Origin of the sequence: Undibacterium sp. SXout20W, assembly GCF_049340285.1 — a bacterium.
Lineage (GTDB): Bacteria > Pseudomonadota > Gammaproteobacteria > Burkholderiales > Burkholderiaceae_D > Undibacterium.
Window position 1 is genome coordinate 20165 of the sequence record NZ_JBMPPH010000006.1, and the last position, 17937, is coordinate 38101.

The following is a 17937-nucleotide window of genomic DNA, read 5'->3' on the forward strand; positions in this document are numbered from 1 at the left end:
GGACTGCGTTGCCGGTGGTTGCTAATTAAATCGCTTTAATGGTGCCTTTAGGCAACAAAATCGTTACAGCAATTTTTTGTACAACGATTTCTGTGCCGGTTGCGACTTCCAGAGTGACATAAGCATCGGTCACTTTGACGACTTTACCCAGAATACCGCCGGAAGTGATCACTTCATCATTCTTCGCCAACGCATCCATCATGGCCTTTTGTTCTTTCTGACGCTTCATTTGCGGACGCAACATCAAGAAGTACAACACCACAAACATCAACACCAATGGCAAGAAACTCATCAAGCCACCATCGCCACCAAGAACACTAGCAGCACCTGTGGACTGCGCGTAAGCGTTAGAAATAAACACGTTAAGACTCCATTCGTTATAAGAGACAGCAGCCCATCAAAACAAGCCGCTTTCGTTGCAATTACCCATATATCGTTACAAAGGGGTAATTTTCAATTGGCAAAGCGCCACATTCTAGCATTGGCGGACAAAAATACCGCTTTTTCGTATGCTTTACCGTGTTTTGCTCGCAAAACTAACGCATCCCATCTATTTATTTGATGGATTTTGGCGTATCCATAGCAAAATCATGCGACATTTTTGGTCAAACTGCGTCTAATTTCATGGTTTCCAGCGCCAGCTCCGCCGTATTCAACGCACCTTCGACAAAACCCTGGTAATCAGAATAGGCTTCACCAACGATATGAATGTTTTTAGCGCCGGATCCAAAATCAAATGCTTTAAACACGTCCATCACTTTCCAAGAGCGGACACCTGGCTGCCAGCCATGATTGGCAGCACCATACGGCGCGCGTGCCCAATCGCGGATGCCATAGGTAATCACAGAGTTTTTTATAAACGCCGCGGTTTCTTCCAGGCTCTTTTCTTCAAACATATGCCGCGCCTGCTCAGTCAAGCTCAAACCAGAACGATTAATGTCAATCAAGCGTTTGACGTCCCGTGCAACAAATAATGAAAAAGCTTCAACGATCTTGGCATTTTGATCAATTTCTGCCCTGTCATGCTTATCGCCCTCAACCACGTAATGCTTCCAGAACTCGGTCGAAGGACGATCCATATATAACAAGACCATGCCGTGCCCGTCTTTGTCTTTATTCTCTGGGCGGCGGAAATAATGAATCTCACGAGTCGGTAAGCAGCTCGCATACTGCTGAGGCTTTTGCGAATAATCCCACCACGGCGCATCGGTGACGAAGAACAACTTCAGCATCGGGAAGCCATTCACCGAATCCAGCTGGCTCGCCACGTGCTCTGGCAAGGATGATGCCAGTTTGACCAATGGCAAGCGTGGCAATGCCAAAATAAGGCGGTCGGTTTGCAATTGAATTACACCATTTTTGGTCGTAATTTCCAAATCCAGGCGTGGCTGGCCCATGGCAACTTGCTTAAAGCTTTTTAAGGTATGTCCGCCAGCGAGCGTAACATTGCTGGAGGCGCGCAATTTAGCCATGATGCTATCGGTCAACTTGGCACTGCCTCCATCAATCGTTGCCAGTTCCTGACCTATGGTTTTCAAGGCACGCAACCACCAGATGATCCATTCAATTGCATTCAGATTTTCTGGCAGCATGTGGTAAAAAGTACCAGTATCACGCAACTTGGTCAGTGCCAGATGCGACAACACGCCTTGTGCCGACATCGCGTTCCAGAAACCCATGCTCCATAATGGCTGGCCATTCAACTGCGCATGTTTGCGCATACGTTGGTAATCGGCTTCCGTTTGCTTATCGATCCAGGTCTGATCATCGGGTGATTGCCCCATGATCAGCATGATGCCGCGTTTGAGCAGTTGCAATGAATTGAGTCCTAGTTCTTCATCCGGCAAATCATAGGTCGGCGCATTCACCTCTTCACCTACCGGACCACTAAAATCAATCAGCTTCACGCCCAGATCGCGGCATAAACCAGCAAAGCGTGGTTGCAGCGTCGGTTCAAAGCGCATTGGTCCCCACTCGGCAGTAAAGCCATCAAGGTCTTCGGTCTCAATACGACCACCCCACCGATCCGCAGAGCCTTCCAACACCACCACTTGCTGGCCGGACTCAGCGAGCCGCCAGGCGCAATACAAGCCAGCAATACCGCCCCCGGCGATCACTACAGGATGAAAATTCATGTTATCTCCTTTTTATTTCCAGGTCTATGCGGCGAGCGTTGATCTCAGCCGCAGAACTTTCAGCAATACATAAAATCTGTCAGGCGCGATTTTACTCTCGGAGAGCAGCAAAAACCCGTGATTCACCGACTATATTTGAAAAACGCATATCAATATAACAAACGTAAAAAAGGGTCGCAGCGCGACCCTTTTTGGACTGCATCAATTCAATTTGATGCTTTGAATCTTCAAGTAAATTTATATACCGCGACCACGATCAGCATGGAATTGCTGCACAAATTCCGGGAAACGCTCATCGTCGAGCGCTTTACGAATGTTTTTCATCAAATCCAGGTAGTAATGCAAATTGTGTATCGTGTTCAAACGTGCCCCCAGGATTTCGCCAGTACGGTGTAAATGATGCAAATACGCACGTGAGAAATTTTTGCAGGTATAACATTCGCAGGTCGCATCCAAAGGCTCTTTGTCTTCTTTGTAACGTGCATTTTTGATTTTGACATCGCCAAAACGAGTAAAGATCCAACCATTACGCGCATTGCGAGTTGGCATCACGCAATCAAACATGTCGATGCCATTCGCCACGCCAGCAACCAGATCTTCTGGCGTACCAACGCCCATCAGATAATGTGGCTTATTTTCTGGCAATTTGGGACCGGTATGCGCCAGAATGCGCATCATGTCTTCTTTTGGCTCACCCACCGACAAACCGCCAATCGCAATCCCATGGAAGCCTAATTCATTCAACCCCGCGAGGGATTCATCGCGCAGGTTTTCAAACATGCCACCTTGCACGATACCGAACAAGGCATTCGGATTTTCATTCGCATTAAATTCATCAATCGAACGCTTGGCCCAACGTAAGGACATGCGCATGGATTTGCCTGCTTCTTCGGTCGTCGCCGGACGGCCATCGATTTCATACGGCGTGCATTCGTCAAACTGCATGACGATGTCAGAATTCAAAGCGCGTTGAATTTGCATCGAGATTTCTGGCGACAAGAACAAACGCTCACCGCTGATTGGTGAAGAAAACTTGACACCTTCTTCGGTAATCTTACGCATGGCTCCCAGAGAAAATACCTGAAAACCACCCGAATCCGTGAGAATCGGTTTGTCCCAGCCCATAAAGTCATGCAGGCCGCCGAATTTGTTGAGCACACTCAAACCCGGACGCAACCACAGATGGAAGGTATTGCCGAGAATAATGTGCGCATCGATCTCTTTTAATTCCAGGGGCGACATCGCTTTGACCGAGCCATACGTACCCACTGGCATAAAAATCGGCGTTTCGATTTCACCATGATTGACTTTGACGCGCCCACGACGTGCTGCGGTGGTTTTGTCTTTTTTTATCAGCGTAAATTCCAGCATATTCTTTCCTTGTACCCTACTCTGTCGTGGGCACGCTAAATGATTCGTTTTTTCTCATCCGACTTATTCGTTCGCTGCAGCCTGATCACCTGAGGTGTTGTTCAGTAACATCGCGTCGCCATAACTGAAGAAACGGTATTGTTGTGCAATTGCATGAGCATAAGCAGCCTTGATGCTATCGTAACCTGCAAACGCCGATACCAGCATCATCAACGTTGATTTTGGTAAGTGGAAATTCGTGATTAAGCGATCCACAGTTTTAAATACATAACCTGGTGTAATAAACAATTGGGTGTCGTCACTACCGGCTTCTAACTGACCCGATTGCGATGCTGATTCCAGGGCGCGCATACTGGTCGTACCAACCGCAACGACCTTCCCACCGCCAGCCTTGGCTGCGCGAACGGCATCCACCGTTTCTTGCGGTACGGTGTACCACTCGCTGTGCATGACGTGTTCGTTCAGGTTTTCTACGCGCACAGGCTGAAAAGTACCAGCACCGACGTGCAAAGTCACGTAAGCGAGGTGCACGCCTTTGGCTTGACAAGCATGCAACAAGCTCTGGTCAAAGTGCAAACCAGCGGTTGGCGCTGCGACAGCACCCGGTACGCGGTTATACACGGTTTGATAACGCTGCTCATCAAAATCATCTGCATCGTGCTCGATATACGGCGGCAAAGGCAAACGACCATATTGCTCCAAGAGCGCAAAAATATCCGACGGAAAAAACAAGGTAAAAAACTCACCTTCGCGTTCACCCACCACGACATCAAATGCGTCCGCCAGACGGATTTTACTGCCAGGTAACGGCGATTTTGACGCCCGCATCTGTACCAGTACGCTGCGGTTTTCATCGGTATTCGACAACACGCGCTCAACCAGCAATTGCACTTTACCACCGGTTTCTTTGACACCAAAAAAGCGTGCTTTGAGTACCCTGGTATCGTTAAATACCAACACATCGCCCGCATTTAACTGCGCCAATACATCAGAAAAACGACGATCGACGATGCGTTCACCATCAACGTGCAATAAACGGGAAGCGGTACGATCCGGCAATGGCATTTGCGCGATCAGGGCTTCGGGCAAATCAAAATCAAAGTCACTAAGAGAATATTTCATGCTCGGAGAATCAAAAAAGACCAAAAAGGTAAAAACAAAATACTGGACACTGTATAAAAAATCAGTAGAATAGTTTGCGGCATGCTATGCTTTTGCGAATATAAGAAAAATATAAGAAAAGAAGCGCAGTAACCCTGCCACTATTCCCACTATATAAACAAAAAATCGGCCAAACTTTTTAAACGACGCGAACAGCCAAACCCACCATTTTACACCCATGGCAGCTGAAGCCCCAAATCCCCTCGCAGCAACCCCTGAAATCATCAATAAATCAGATGATACGCAGGGCAATGGTCGATCCTCAGCAAAAAAAACCGTAAAAAAGCCTGCAGCCAGTAGCACCGTCAAAGCCAGTGACAAACTAGCAAAATTAGGCTTGCGCAAGGACATGGATTTTGCCTTGCATCTGCCCATGCGTTATGAAGACGAAACCAGCATCACCAGCATGCATGACGCCTCATTGCGCGGCGGGAGCACGGTACAAGTAGAAGGCGTGGTCACCGAATCCGACGTGCAATATCGCCCGCGTCGGCAATTAGTCGTCACCATCACTGACGATAGCGGGCAAATCGTACTGCGTTTTTTAAATTTTTATGGCAGTCAACTCAAACAATTAGCGGCCGGCATACGTGTCCGCGCACGCGGCGAATTGAAGCATGGTTTCTTCGGTGCAGAAATGGTGCATCCGACGTACAAAATCGTCAATGAGGGAGCGCCATTAGCGACGGCATTAACGCCGGTGTATCCTTCGGGCGAGGGCGTACCCCAAGCACTATTGCGCAAAGCCATTGCCAACGCCCTAAGCCGCATGCATTGGCGCGACACCTTATCTCCAGCACGATTGACGGCGCTGGGATTACCCGGCATCGAAGAAAGCGTGCGTATTCTGCATAACCCGCCGCCAGACATTGATCAATACAGCCTGATAGAACACGAACATCCAGCCTGGCAACGCGTCAAATTTGACGAATTATTGGCACAACAATTGTCGCTCAAGCGCGCGCAGATTACGCGCCGTAGTAAAGGTGCGAATGCCTTACCGGTGGTCGGTGAATTGAGCAATGCGTTTTTACTCAATTTACCGTTTTCATTAACGGGCGCCCAAGAAAAAGTATTGGCTGAAATTCGCCAGGATCTGCGTGCCAGTTACCCTATGCAACGCTTACTGCAAGGCGATGTCGGTAGCGGTAAAACCATCGTCGCTGCACTGGCTGCCGCACAAGCGATAGACAATGGCTATCAGGCCGCCCTCATGGCACCGACCGAGATCTTAGCAGAACAACATTTCCGAAAAATCGCCGCCTGGCTAGAGCCGTTGGGTGTCAAGACTGCATGGCTAACTGGTAGTCTGAAGAAAAAAGAAAAAGATACCGCCAATGCCTTAATCAGTTCTGGCGAAGCGCAACTGGTCATCGGCACCCATGCGCTAATTCAAGATACGGTGCAGTTTAAAAAATTGGGATTAGTGATCGTCGACGAGCAGCATCGCTTTGGCGTCAGCCAGCGTCTAAATCTCGCGAACAAGGCCGAACAAGGCAAAGTACCGCATCAACTGATGATGTCAGCCACACCAATTCCTCGCACGCTGGCGATGACCTATTTTGCTGATCTGGAAGTCTCTGTGATTGACGAACTGCCGCCCGGTCGTACACCGATCGTTACGCGTGTGATTGATCAGAATCGTCGCGATGAAGTCATCGCCCGTGTGCATGCAGCAGCCCAGGAAGGCAAGCAAGTGTATTGGGTGTGCCCGCTGATCGAAGAATCAGAAACCTTGCAATTACAAACCGCCACCGACACCCACTTGATGCTTGCCACCGCATTACCAGGCATCCAGGTAGGGCTGGTGCACGGGCGTTTAAAACCTGCGGAGAAACAGCAGGTCATGGATGATTTTATCCACAATCGCAGCCAGGTATTGGTCGCTACCACGGTGATTGAGGTGGGCGTTGACGTACCCAATGCGAGTCTGATGGTGATTGAACACGCGGAACGCTTTGGTCTGTCGCAGTTGCATCAATTACGTGGTCGTGTAGGTCGCGGCGCAGCTGCCAGCGTCTGTCTGCTACTGTATCAAGGCCCGCTCGGTGGCACTGCAAAACAACGGCTTGCAACCATGCGGGAAAGTAATGATGGCTTTGAAATTGCACGTAAAGATCTAGAGCTACGCGGCCCCGGTGAATTCCTCGGCGCGCGCCAATCCGGTGAGGCCATGTTGCGTTTTGCAAATCTGGAAACCGATCAGTGGCTCGTAGAAAAAGCCCGTAATCTGGCCGATGATTTATTGAAAAACGATCCGGTGACGGTCGCTGCGCATTTGGAACGATGGCTGGGGAATCGCGAAGAGTTTTTGCGGGTTTAAAAACTTTTCAGAGGCCAGATAGTAGTCCGCGCACCCTTGAGATGAAAGGACATCACGGGCCAGGCGTGAGAATTGGCACCAATATTGATGCGCTCAACAATGTAGTTTTTTCTTCCTTCGTTCAAACTCCTATCGCATCAGATCATGGCCGTAACAATGTTTGGACTGATTCGAGCGACGCAACGGCTTTGGTCTCAATTTTTTGGGCTATTGCCCAAATAAAAAATGCAGCAGAAAAACATTTTCTTTTGTCAATTTTCTGCCTACAATAAAAAATCTCATGTCGCGGAGGGCTATCTATGCCAAGGCTAGCTTTGTTTTTGCTTCTCAGCACCTTTTCACTGCTCGTGCATGCGCAAGATAGGAAATTACAATTTTGCTACGAGGATCACTCCGTCTACCCTTGGGTTACCGGCGTAAAACAAGGTCTTGTTTTTTATCTCCTGAACAAAACGGAAGCAGAGCTCCGGCTGAACTTTGACTTGATTAGTTTGCCCTGGAAAAGGTGCCTGAACGAGGTCAAAGCGGGGCGAATACACGCTGCCATTGGTGCAAGCTACATTCAGGATCGCGCCAAATGGGGTACCTACCCGACTGATGCAAATGGCAGCATCAACAAAGAACTTCGTTTGTTTTATGCCAATTTTTTTGTTTATCGACGAAACGATAGCGCGGTACGTTGGCACAACCAACGCTTTGAAAACCTGCGGCAACAAAGCGTTGGAGTACAACTCGGTTATAGCGTAGGAAAAGATTTGGAAGAACTGGGCTATCCGATCACATATCTACCTGCGAGTGAGGACTTGGTAGCGGTGTTTAAAACCAAGGCGCTGGAAGTCATCGTACTCGAAAACTCGGAAGCAGATCGAGTTATCGCCGCTAACCCGGGGTTAGAAAATTTGATGGTTAAAGAAGATGATCCGGTCAAAGGCGGCGAACAATATCTTCTGTTTAATACGGTCTATTACAACGCTAACAGCGCGTTGGCGCACAGTATTTGGGAAACTTTAGCGAAAGTAAGAAGAAGTAAAGCGTATCAGGAAGAAAGAGCAAAATACATCAGTAGTAAATAGAGTGGAATAGAAGAGTAAGCCATCAGTTTCTCTGCGAAATTTAGAAACATGGGAAGTCGTCTTTGGCGATCTGGTCAAGCCGACACCAAGTCCCACACTTCAATGGCAAACCCTATACTGACTTGAATGCAAGATCACAGCAGACTCATGCATGAGGTGACGATGTCAATTGAAAAAAGCCCAATAGAATCGACACCGTGTTTATCAAACAAAATTCAACTCAATGCCATTTCCCAATGGATCATTAAAAAAGATTTGGTGCTGTATTGGGAAGCCCTCAGAAGCCGGAATTTGTGCCATTTTGTAAGCGATCCCAGCTTGCTGTAATTTGTGCAACATTGCCGGATGATCGGTGCAATTAAAGGCGACGTGGTCAAAACTGGTTTTCAGCATTGTCTGTCTTTGTTCCCCGACCCGCATTTCCGAAAGATGCAATACGGCCTCGATACCAGCATATAACCAATAACCAAAACTCTGCAATGCGGGTCTCGCACCGACCTGAAGACCAACGTACTCACAATAGAATTCTTTGAGCACTTCCATTTGCTCACGGTCCGCACGCAAATTATAGTGACTCAATGAAGTGGTTGGCATACGCATTATCCTTTATGAAGAAACCAAGGTCTGATCCAACGATTCCAATAAAACTTCATGAAAACATCACGATTAACGTTCAGCTCTTTCAATCATCTTATCGATCATTTTATCGCTGCCGCTGCTACTTCTGTCATCCACTGTAACTGGTTTAGGATGGACGAAACCCTGCGTGTCGCTCAATTTCATATGCACACTCGTTGGATTTTTATCGGTGCATTCTGTATCAGAAAAGACGGTTTTACCGTTAATCACACAACGTCTGACACCAGACTGAATCGTTACCGGCGGTGGGACACCGGCATTGTCCTGACCAGGCAAATGTAACTCTTTGACACCCGCCGCTTTTTGCAACTCATGGCCAATCACTGTCCCCGATTGCGACCACCGAGCCCACGCTTCCTGAAACGGCAAGTGTCCATAGCGCGCGGTATACAAGAAACACATACTCGCAGCTGCCACTAACATCGATATGATGGCGACCCAGACTAAGCTAATACCTCGTTGTCGATGAAAATTCATGGTAATTCCGCGTTATTCATACGTTTGACAATTAATTCAGTTCGTCGTTGTAAGTAACTCGAACCTTGGTTTTTATCGAAATATCTTGGCTTCGGCAACATCACTGCTAAGCGCGCCGCTTGCGCAGGACCGAGCGCAGCCGCCGTCGTCCCGTAATAATGATGCGCAGCAGCTTCTGCACCAAATATACCTACGCCCCACTCAACGGAATTTAGATAGATTTCTAGAATTCGTTGTTTGCTCATGCAAAATTCTAGCATGTAGGTGATGATCAATTCCTGACCTTTTCGTAAATAACTCCGCTCACCAGACAAAAATAAGTTCTTAGCAAGTTGCTGCGTAATGGTTGAGCCGCCAGAAACAACTTTGCCTTTTTTTTGATTTTTTTCGTAGGCTTTCTGCATCGCTTCCCAGTCAACACCTTCGTGATCGACGAAGCTATCATCTTCGGAGGCAATCACGGCACGTTTAAGATTATTAGAAATGCGATTGTAAGGAACCCATTGATGTTGCAGTTTGGCGTTCGGGTCTTTCTCTTGCAAAACACTAAGCTGGTGACGCATAAAACTCGTTGATGATGGATTGAAATTAACCCACCAGGCGATCTGTACTAAAAAGTAAATTTGCAGCAGCACAACCAATAAGACGGGAACTCCGACCAACCAAAAAAGTAAGCGACGAAAAATTTTCATATTATTGAAATACCTTAGACTGCTGTCGACGCGCACAATTCAGCACGTAAATTGGCGAGTACAGTTGCCGTTTGCGGTCGCACTCCACGCCACAAAAAAAAGGCTTCAGCAGCTTGTTCCACCAACATCCCCAAACCATCCCGACAGGCGACGCCATATTGATCCGCATATCGTAAAAATGCAGTTGCTTGCGCGCCGTACATCATGTCGTACGCCAACTTGCATTGTTCAAATAAGCCTGGTTGCAATGGTGGTACATCGTCATTCAAACTGGCCGAGGTAGCATTAATGATGATATCGAACAGACCCGATAACGCCTCAAACGTCACTGCCTCAACCTGACTGGCAGGAGAAAATTGACGCGCTATTTTTTGCAAATCTTGCGCCTTGGATAAAGTTCGATTGGCAATCACTAGCAGCTCTGGTTGCTGCTCCAGTAAAGGTAATACTGCACCGCGCGCCGCGCCACCCGCACCGAGTAGCAGCACACGTTTGCCGCGCATTGGGACACCAGCGTTTTGGACAATATCGGCAACAAGCCCAATGCCGTCGGTATTATCACCGATGATATGGTCAACTTCAAATCGCAAAGTATTTACGGCACCAGCGGCGGCTGCACGTGGTGTCAGATCAGTCGCTAATGCGTAAGCTTCAAGTTTAAAAGGCACAGTGACATTTGCCCCGCGTCCACCACCAGCGCGGAACGCTTGTAGACTTGCAGCGAACCCATCCAGCGGCGCCAGCAAATGTTGGTAGGTTATTTGTTGTGCGGTTTGAGCGGCAAATGCCGTGTGAATCGATGGTGATTTGCTATGTGCAATCGGGTTACCAATTACGACGTAATGATCATTCGTTGCAACATGATCAGTCGGGCTATTATTCAAGGACAACCTCAAGATTTGCCTCCGCGTAGTTCTGTTTCTAGTTGCTCATCGCGGGTAAATTTAAAACGAGTAATCACAATCCATAAGTCATCTTTGTCAGACGACAGCATATTTTGTGGAAACTTACCGAACGGTGCTGAATGTCTGATAATGCGCAAGGCTGCTTTATCAAGCGCTTTATTGCCGGAAGATTTTTCTATGCGTGGTCCACCGTCTTTTTCGTAAATCGTACCATCCTGAAATATCGGGATATACACAATCAATTCACCATACAACTTCTGACCATCTTTTTGAGGAAAATGAACGGTGCCAAAATCTTCGATACGTTTTTGCATTTCCTTGTAATACATGGCGTAACCCACTTTTTGAGTACTTGGTGTAATAAAGGTTTTGCGCGGACGTTTGTTTTGGTCTTCAATCGTTTGTGAGATTTCTGCGGCCATCCTTGCTAAGGCCTTAGTCGTATCAAGATCATCGGTTCCCTTAGTGGGAGCACGGCTATCATCGAGGCGTCTTTTCTCCTGCTGCGGCATGCGGAATTTTTCCTGTCGCTGGGTCTGATCCAGTAACTGCTTTTGCAGTTGTTCAAGTTCTTCAATTCGCTTTGTGGCCGCGCGAATATTGTCTCCATCCTCATTTTTTTGCATGTCGGGCAACGGCGACTTACTGCGGCCGCTTTCATTCGGGCCACCACCATCAAGATTTGCCTGTGCCAGGGCTTCAGCTTTGAGAGGCTTTTTATCATGTTTGGCATTAACCAAAATCACTTCCAAGCCGGGATCGGCAGCCTTGGTTTCTGCTACATCGGGAGAAACGAAATGAACCAGCATCAACGCCACATGCACCATCACAGAAATTGTGATGGCGATTGTCAGTATCAAATTATCGAAAATAGATTTCAATGCTATGTTTTCCGTCTTAGTTCGGTGGTCGAAGATCCGTGGTCTATGATCAACGTATTAGTGTATTTAGTGTATTTGTATTTAAACTATGAGATCGCATTCATAAAATAGTTGTTACATATTAATTACGTATTTTCCTGTGTTACATTTTGCTGGTCTTGTTGCGTTGCATCCTCAGCATCAACAGCAGTAGCGTCCGCGTCAGCAGGATCGGCATCTACAGCATCTACAGCATCTAAAATTATCGCTTGGTCTGCCTCTGCTGCCTCAGTCTGATCGGTATCGGATTGCAATGCATTTGCATCATCGCCATCTTCATCATCGCCCAACTCAGTAACGGTATTCAAGACCTCCAAGAGACGGGCTTCGACACTCAGGTCGACTTCATCCCAACGTAAAATATCAAGCTTGACTTGCGCGCCTCGTGCAGTTTGCGGCATGCCTGGCAAGCGTATCACGAGTGGAATATCCACCAGACGCAGAATTTCATCCTTCAACACGACAGCATCGACCTGACGCGCCGCTTCTTGTTGCAACCAACGCAAACACCAGTAGCGTTCCATATTATTCTGGAAGTCCGCATAGGCAGAATACGCCGCATCAAAACCAGAGACGATCGCAAACAAGTCAGCATCCTTGGGTTTGAAGGTAGCCACCAATGGTGCAGTAATGCCATGTTGTACGCAAGCGATAATCTGCCATTGATTCACCAGATCGGTATAGCGGCGCAACGGCGAAGTGCTCCACGCATATTGATCGACACCCAAGCCCTGATGCGGCGATGCATGCGTCAACATCCGCACTTGCATACGTCCCGCCCAGCCGCCCTGGCCACGCCCACCAGCAACACCTTGAGCACGATAAATGCCTGGTATGCCATGATCCGCCATCAGCTTACCCCAGGTACTATTGGCAAAAATCATCAACTCTGCGACCATCTTATCTAAGGGCGCACCACGCTTACGCCGAACGATGCTGACGACGTCATCCTCAACGTAAAAATTAAAATCAACGCGATTGGTTTGTTCTGGCTTCATACCAAAACTTTCACGTTTGGCCATGCGACCTTTTTCTAATTCCAGGGCCCATTTCCAGATATGCGCAATCTCAGACTTATGGGGATAGTCACCCGCATCGTTGGCCAGATTGTCTTCCGTCACCAGGTCGTCCAAATCGTTGTGCCGCAAATTAGACGCCATTGGAATAGCCTCGACTTTGGTTTCTGTCGCCAGGACTGACCAGTCTTCGGTATTGATCGTTGCGTACAGCGACACAGCAGGACGCGTCTGACCCGCACCCAAGGTGTAGGTATTCACCAATTCATCGGGCAACATAGTGATTTTATCGCCGGGCATATAGACCGTTGACATCCGTCCGCGAGCGATCAGATCGATCGCGTCGCCACGTTGTATGCCCAGGGCCGGTGCTGCAATGTGAATGCCAACACGCAACTTACCTTCGCCAAGATCGACCACGGAAAATGCATCATCAATCTCGGTCGTTGTGACGTCATCGATAGAAAAAGCCTGCACATCAGCGACCGGCAAATCAGTCGGCAGAGCGGGTACCTGGATTGCAGGGAACGCTACGCCTTTCGGGAAATTTTCAAAATGGAATTTCGCCAGATGTAAATCTTTAGGGCTGCTGATGCCACCAACGGCCAGCATCAGTCGCTGTGCCGAGGTTTGCATCACATCGCAGGCCTCAGCCAAGGCTTTGTATTCGATACTGTTTTTGTCCGGCTTGAACAACAATTGCAAAGCTAAAGGTTTCATCGCTTCTGGCAGGCGATGTTGTTTCAAGTCTTCTACATAACTTGCTTGTACAAGCAATTGCTGTTTCTTTTTTTCAATACCAGCCAACGCTGCTTTCAGTGACGCTTCAGGGGCAGCTTTATAACGACCACGGCCTTTTTTATAGAAATAGACAGGCGCAGTATGCAAAGCGAAAATCAATCCCGCCGCCTCAACAGGTTGCGGGGCATGACCATAATATTCTGTTCCTAGTTCGGCAAAACCAAACTCTTCCTGGCCGGCGACTTCCCATAAGAATTCCAGATCAATCTCGGCCGCGGCGGCTTTTGCTTGTTCTATCAAAGTAGAGGGATCGGGAGAAGCAAATTGCAGCAACACGTCTTTCGCTTTGATTTTGCTGCGCTTGCCGCTTGCTAACTCAACCTGATAGGCCTCGCCCGCCTGTGACATCACGCTACCTGCTTTGAAATCGCCAGATTCTTCGAAAAATAAATTCATTCAATACTTCTTTATAAACATCAATGTTTGTAAATCGCCATGCATCACGCTCTGACAAATTACCGATTTTTAGGGAGTATGCTTAATTTCAGTTGATTTATCATGACGAACCAACGAGCTTTAAATTTACTCCCCTCCAGTATACCTAGTACATTTATCCGATCTACGCTTAAGCATCAGTCCGGATAAGGTCAAGCTGTCGTCGCTGCCATTGTTGATCGAGACTCACAATCGCCGGTAAAAATACTTCCGTGACCAACAAACATCCCCCTTTACGCCAAAACAAAGAGCGACGTGCTGGCAAAGCATGCGCAGTCATATCGGGCACAGCCAGTTTGATTCTTCGCATTAATGGATGACCATTGTGCAAGCGTGCATAAGACAACACGCCGCGTTCCACTAAGGGATCGTTAAATAAGGTGCTACCGAGAGATTTTTCACCCAAGGCATGAAACAAAGGCCATTGACTCGCCGTCGCCGACAGCGGCACCACGGTATGTCCGTAAATCATGGCGACACCATCACAACGCAACAAGACTTCACGCTGATGGACTTTGGCAGCACGCGCCAAACCAATCGCAGCATACTCATCCTGCAAACAACGTGTCTTATGCTGCGACAAACGTTGTACTCGAAATTGATGACAACGCGCGACTAATCTGGCAGTCAATGAGTCACGATTACTGAGCCAGTCTTGCATTTGAGGTCGGGTATCAACCGTATTCACGTGCTCTACCCAGTTCGCCAAAGTCGGTCGATAAGTCGGTCGCTGCGCAGATTTTGGACTAACGGCAAATTGAGATTCAATCATGCGGCACCACACCATCGCAAAATGCAAGCACCTGCGCAAACATCGTGGCAAACTCTGCCAGGCCGTGGTCGCTGCCTTCAATAATGACTTGTTGCGCATTTTGATAAAAAGCCACCATTTCGCGCCAGTCCAGAACCTCATCACCCGTCGCTGCCAAGAGCAGGTAACGTTGAGGGCGGCTTATTTCCTGTATCGCCAACGCCCTTAATTCATCCACATACTCTGATTTAAACTCAAAGACTTCATTGCTATGGTAATAAGTAGTGACGCCGACATAACTTTCTAATTCACGCGGTGGTTTGACAGCTGGATTCACAAGGATGGCTTTACAAGCGTACCTTTCCGCCAACCACGTGGCGTAATATCCGCCTAATGAGGAACCAACAATCGTTACCGTGCTGGGGTCAACCCCTTTTAAAATTTGCTCCGCCTGCGCAATGGCCGCTGCAGGAGACGGTGACAACGCGGGGCAAAAAAATTCTGCCTCTCGTCCGCAACGCTGCATATATTCTTGCATGGCACGCGCCTTAAACGAGGCAGGTGAGGATCGAAAGCCGTGCAAATACAAAATCATGCTACGACTGCCTCAGGTGTGTGCTTTTCTTTGAGTGCGGTCAATAATTTTTGATGTACGCCACCAAAACCGCCATTGCTCATGACCAGTACATAATCACCCGGCCGTGTTTGATCAACAATTGCCTGCACCAATTCTGGCAAATGTTTGAAGCTTTGCGCTTTATTTCCCAGTGGTGATAAAGCCTCGTCCAGATCCCATCCTAAGGCATCTTTTCCCTCTTGCGCGCCATAACCAAAGACCAGATCGGCTTCATTCAAACTTTCCGGCAAGGCTTGCTTCATGGTGCCAAGCTTCATCGTATTTGAACGAGGTTCCAATACTGCCAAAATTCTGGATGAACCGACTTTGCGGCGCAGACCGCCGACCGTCGTCGCAATCGCGGTGGGGTGATGGGCAAAATCGTCAATCACGGTCACACCGTTTTCTACGCCACGGATTTCCATGCGACGTTTGACATTCACAAACTCAGACAAAGCGGCAATGGCGATCGCCGGCGTGACGCCGACATGACGTGCAGCAGCGATGGCGGCTAAAGCATTTTGACGGTTATGTTCGCCGTTTAATTGCCAATGTACAGTTCCTTGCAAGGTGTCATTGAAAATCACATCAAAATCTTCACCCTCACGCAACACCAGACGCCAGGCCTGATCTTGCCCGAAAAATTCTTTCTCACTCCAACACCCACGCGCTACGACACGCGTCAGTGATTCGTCTTTGCCATTCACGATTAAACGGCCAACCCCCGGCACGGTACGTACCAAATGGTGGAACTGTGTCTCGATCGCCGTCACATCCGGAAAAATATCGGCATGATCGTATTCCAGATTATTCAGAATGGCGGTTTTGGCATGGTAATGGACAAATTTACTACGCTTATCAAAAAAAGCCGTATCGTACTCATCGGCTTCAATGACAAAAAAGTCAGATGTTTGCTTTCCATGCAGACGCGCCGAAATTCCAAAATTCAACGGCACGCCGCCAATCAAAAAACCTGGTGCGTACCCTGCGTACTCAAGTATCCACGCCAACATGGCTGAAGTCGTGGTTTTGCCATGTGTGCCGGCGACTGCTAACACCCACTTATCGCGCAAAATATGGTCGCCCATCCATTGTGGCCCCGATACGTAAGGCAAACCGCGATTCAGGATTTCTTCCATCAAAGGATTGCCACGCGAGACCACATTGCCAATCACATATAAATCCGGTTCCAGCGCCACTTGTTCAGCACCAAAGCCCTGCGTCAGTTGAATGCCCTGCGATTCAAGTTGCGTGCTCATGGGTGGATAGACGTTAGCATCACAACCTGTCACCGTGTGCCCAGCCTCTTTTGCCAAAACAGCAAGTCCACCCATGAAGGTGCCGCAGATACCTAAGATATGAATATGCATAATTTCAATTAATTTCAGAATCCCGTAATTCTACCTGAGAGCAGCGTGGTTTCCCTATGCACGAAGGGATAGATCTTGAGTTATGATGCCAACATGATGATCCAAACTCCCACTGAAGCAGAAGCATTGCGCGCCGAAATCGCCGCCCTTGCCGCCCGCATGATCGCTGAAGACGGCGCTGATTACGCCTCTGCCAAGCGCAAAGCAGCCAAACAACTACTCGGCAATCAAAAGCTCAAAGGCGACGTCTTACCCGACAACGAGCAAATTGAACAAGAAGTTCGTGAATACAACGAATTGTTCTTCGGTGATACGCAACCACAACGACTTTTGCAATTAAGACAACTCGCCGCCCGATTAATGGCAGAATTTGAGTGTTTCAATCCCTATCTGGTTGGGGCTGTTTTAAATGGCACCGCTGGCGCGCACTCCGACATTTATCTACATCTTTATACCGACAATAGCAAAGATGTCGCGATCTTCTTATTAAATAAGGATGTGCAGTTTGAAGTCTCTGAAACCTTTAACAAGCGCAATGAAAGTATCGAGACCCTGAGTTTTATGGTTGAAAATGAAGGCGTCCATCTGGTGTTACATGACCATGATGGCATCCGCAGCAGTAATGGAAAAAGCGTTGAGCGTGCCAATTTGGCAACTTTACAAGCATTGATATCCAAAGAAACTGAATAAATCATGAATAAAAAAATAATTTCTATCTCAGCCATCATTGGCGCACTTGGCTTAGGTTTGGGCATCTATGCAGGCAATCTGAACGCCAACGCAGATACGCCGCAAGATAAAAATGTCGCCCAATTGCTGGCCAGGACATTACCGGATAGTGCTGCCAGGCCACAGGCTCTGAGTCAATGGAAAAATCATTTTCTGGTGGTGAATTTTTGGGCTACCTGGTGCTCGCCTTGCGTACAGGAAATGCCTGAATTATCAGCTTTGCAAAAAGAATTCCAAGGAAAATCCGTGCAAATCATCGGACTTGGCATCGATAGCCCCAGCAATATTGCGGATTTTGCCAAAAAATATGAGATTAGCTACCCTTTATATGTCGCAGGGTTGGATGGTAGCGAATTATCACGCCAGATGGGTAATCAAGCAGGTGGACTGCCATTTACGGTATTAATTAACGGCAACGGCAAGGTCGTGAAAACTTATCTCGGACGACTGAAGATGGGCGAGCTACGTGCCGACATCACCAAATTTTCTGCGGAAAAGCTTAAGTAAGTCGTTTTTTTCTTGC

General features: G+C 48.0%; 17 protein-coding genes. 4 read left to right on the forward strand and 13 right to left on the reverse strand.

Annotated features, from left to right (window positions below):
* Window positions 1-25: 25 nt before the first annotated feature.
* The 4 genes from yajC to queA form a co-directional block, all read right to left on the reverse strand.
* The gene (gene yajC, locus ACO0K1_RS05225; protein ID WP_423023410.1) at window positions 26-361 is read right to left on the reverse strand and encodes a preprotein translocase subunit YajC; all 336 of its coding nucleotides are present in this window, start codon (window positions 359-361) and stop codon (window positions 26-28) included.
* Between the two features lie 244 nt (window positions 362-605).
* Complete coding sequence (locus tag ACO0K1_RS05230) at window positions 606-2135, reverse strand: flavin monoamine oxidase family protein (RefSeq protein WP_423023412.1); 1530 nt, start codon at window positions 2133-2135, stop codon at window positions 606-608.
* 237 nt (window positions 2136-2372) lie between these two features.
* The gene (gene tgt, locus ACO0K1_RS05235; RefSeq protein WP_423023414.1) at window positions 2373-3506 is read right to left on the reverse strand and encodes a tRNA guanosine(34) transglycosylase Tgt; all 1134 of its coding nucleotides are present in this window, start codon (window positions 3504-3506) and stop codon (window positions 2373-2375) included.
* A 63-nt stretch (window positions 3507-3569) separates the two neighbouring features.
* Window positions 3570-4628 (reverse strand): tRNA preQ1(34) S-adenosylmethionine ribosyltransferase-isomerase QueA, encoded by a 1059-nt coding sequence (queA, locus tag ACO0K1_RS05240; protein ID WP_423023416.1) that lies wholly within the window; start codon window positions 4626-4628, stop codon window positions 3570-3572.
* 217 nt (window positions 4629-4845) lie between these two features.
* On the opposite strand from queA, the gene recG reads away from it, so the two are divergent.
* Window positions 4846-6990, forward strand: coding sequence for an ATP-dependent DNA helicase RecG (recG, locus tag ACO0K1_RS05245; RefSeq protein ID WP_423023418.1), 2145 nt, complete (start codon window positions 4846-4848; stop codon window positions 6988-6990).
* Window positions 6991-7289: 299 nt separating this feature from the next.
* Window positions 7290-8063: a substrate-binding periplasmic protein gene (locus tag ACO0K1_RS05250; protein WP_423023420.1), complete on the forward strand. Its 774-nt coding sequence runs from the start codon at window positions 7290-7292 to the stop codon at window positions 8061-8063.
* 204 nt (window positions 8064-8267) lie between these two features.
* On the opposite strand, the gene ACO0K1_RS05255 is transcribed toward ACO0K1_RS05250, so the two are convergent.
* The 9 genes from ACO0K1_RS05255 to mpl form a co-directional block, all read right to left on the reverse strand.
* Entirely contained in the window at window positions 8268-8657 is a 390-nt protein-coding gene (locus ACO0K1_RS05255) for a diguanylate cyclase (protein WP_423023422.1), read from the reverse strand.
* A 72-nt stretch (window positions 8658-8729) separates the two neighbouring features.
* On the reverse strand, window positions 8730-9179 hold the full coding sequence (locus ACO0K1_RS05260) for a hypothetical protein (protein WP_423023424.1): 450 nt from the start codon (window positions 9177-9179) through the stop codon (window positions 8730-8732).
* Window positions 9176-9871: a monofunctional biosynthetic peptidoglycan transglycosylase gene (gene mtgA / locus ACO0K1_RS05265; protein ID WP_423023426.1), complete on the reverse strand. Its 696-nt coding sequence runs from the start codon at window positions 9869-9871 to the stop codon at window positions 9176-9178. Before mtgA ends, ACO0K1_RS05260 begins: the two co-directional genes overlap by 4 nt.
* A gap of 14 nt (window positions 9872-9885) precedes the next feature.
* Window positions 9886-10755: a shikimate dehydrogenase gene (gene aroE / locus ACO0K1_RS05270; protein WP_423023428.1), complete on the reverse strand. Its 870-nt coding sequence runs from the start codon at window positions 10753-10755 to the stop codon at window positions 9886-9888.
* Between the two features lie 8 nt (window positions 10756-10763).
* Complete coding sequence (locus ACO0K1_RS05275; RefSeq protein WP_423023430.1) at window positions 10764-11657, reverse strand: TonB C-terminal domain-containing protein; 894 nt, start codon at window positions 11655-11657, stop codon at window positions 10764-10766.
* A gap of 125 nt (window positions 11658-11782) precedes the next feature.
* Window positions 11783-13909 carry a ribonuclease catalytic domain-containing protein gene (locus ACO0K1_RS05280; RefSeq protein ID WP_423023432.1) on the reverse strand — a complete coding sequence of 709 codons (2127 nt, stop codon included), beginning with the start codon at window positions 13907-13909 and terminating at the stop codon, window positions 11783-11785.
* A 169-nt stretch (window positions 13910-14078) separates the two neighbouring features.
* Window positions 14079-14720 (reverse strand): chorismate--pyruvate lyase family protein, encoded by a 642-nt coding sequence (locus ACO0K1_RS05285; protein WP_423023436.1) that lies wholly within the window; start codon window positions 14718-14720, stop codon window positions 14079-14081.
* On the reverse strand, window positions 14713-15294 hold the full coding sequence (locus ACO0K1_RS05290) for a YqiA/YcfP family alpha/beta fold hydrolase (protein ID WP_423023438.1): 582 nt from the start codon (window positions 15292-15294) through the stop codon (window positions 14713-14715). The genes ACO0K1_RS05285 and ACO0K1_RS05290 overlap by 8 nt, the downstream gene beginning before the upstream one ends.
* The gene (gene mpl / locus ACO0K1_RS05295) at window positions 15291-16685 is read right to left on the reverse strand and encodes a UDP-N-acetylmuramate:L-alanyl-gamma-D-glutamyl-meso-diaminopimelate ligase (protein ID WP_423023440.1); all 1395 of its coding nucleotides are present in this window, start codon (window positions 16683-16685) and stop codon (window positions 15291-15293) included. The genes ACO0K1_RS05290 and mpl overlap by 4 nt, the downstream gene beginning before the upstream one ends.
* A gap of 93 nt (window positions 16686-16778) precedes the next feature.
* On the opposite strand from mpl, the gene ACO0K1_RS05300 reads away from it, so the two are divergent.
* Together ACO0K1_RS05300 and ACO0K1_RS05305 are read left to right on the forward strand one after the other, a co-directional pair.
* Window positions 16779-17375 (forward strand): hypothetical protein, encoded by a 597-nt coding sequence (locus ACO0K1_RS05300; protein WP_423023442.1) that lies wholly within the window; start codon window positions 16779-16781, stop codon window positions 17373-17375.
* 3 nt (window positions 17376-17378) lie between these two features.
* Complete coding sequence (locus ACO0K1_RS05305) at window positions 17379-17921, forward strand: TlpA disulfide reductase family protein (protein ID WP_423023444.1); 543 nt, start codon at window positions 17379-17381, stop codon at window positions 17919-17921.
* The last annotated feature ends 16 nt before the right edge of the window (window positions 17922-17937 follow it).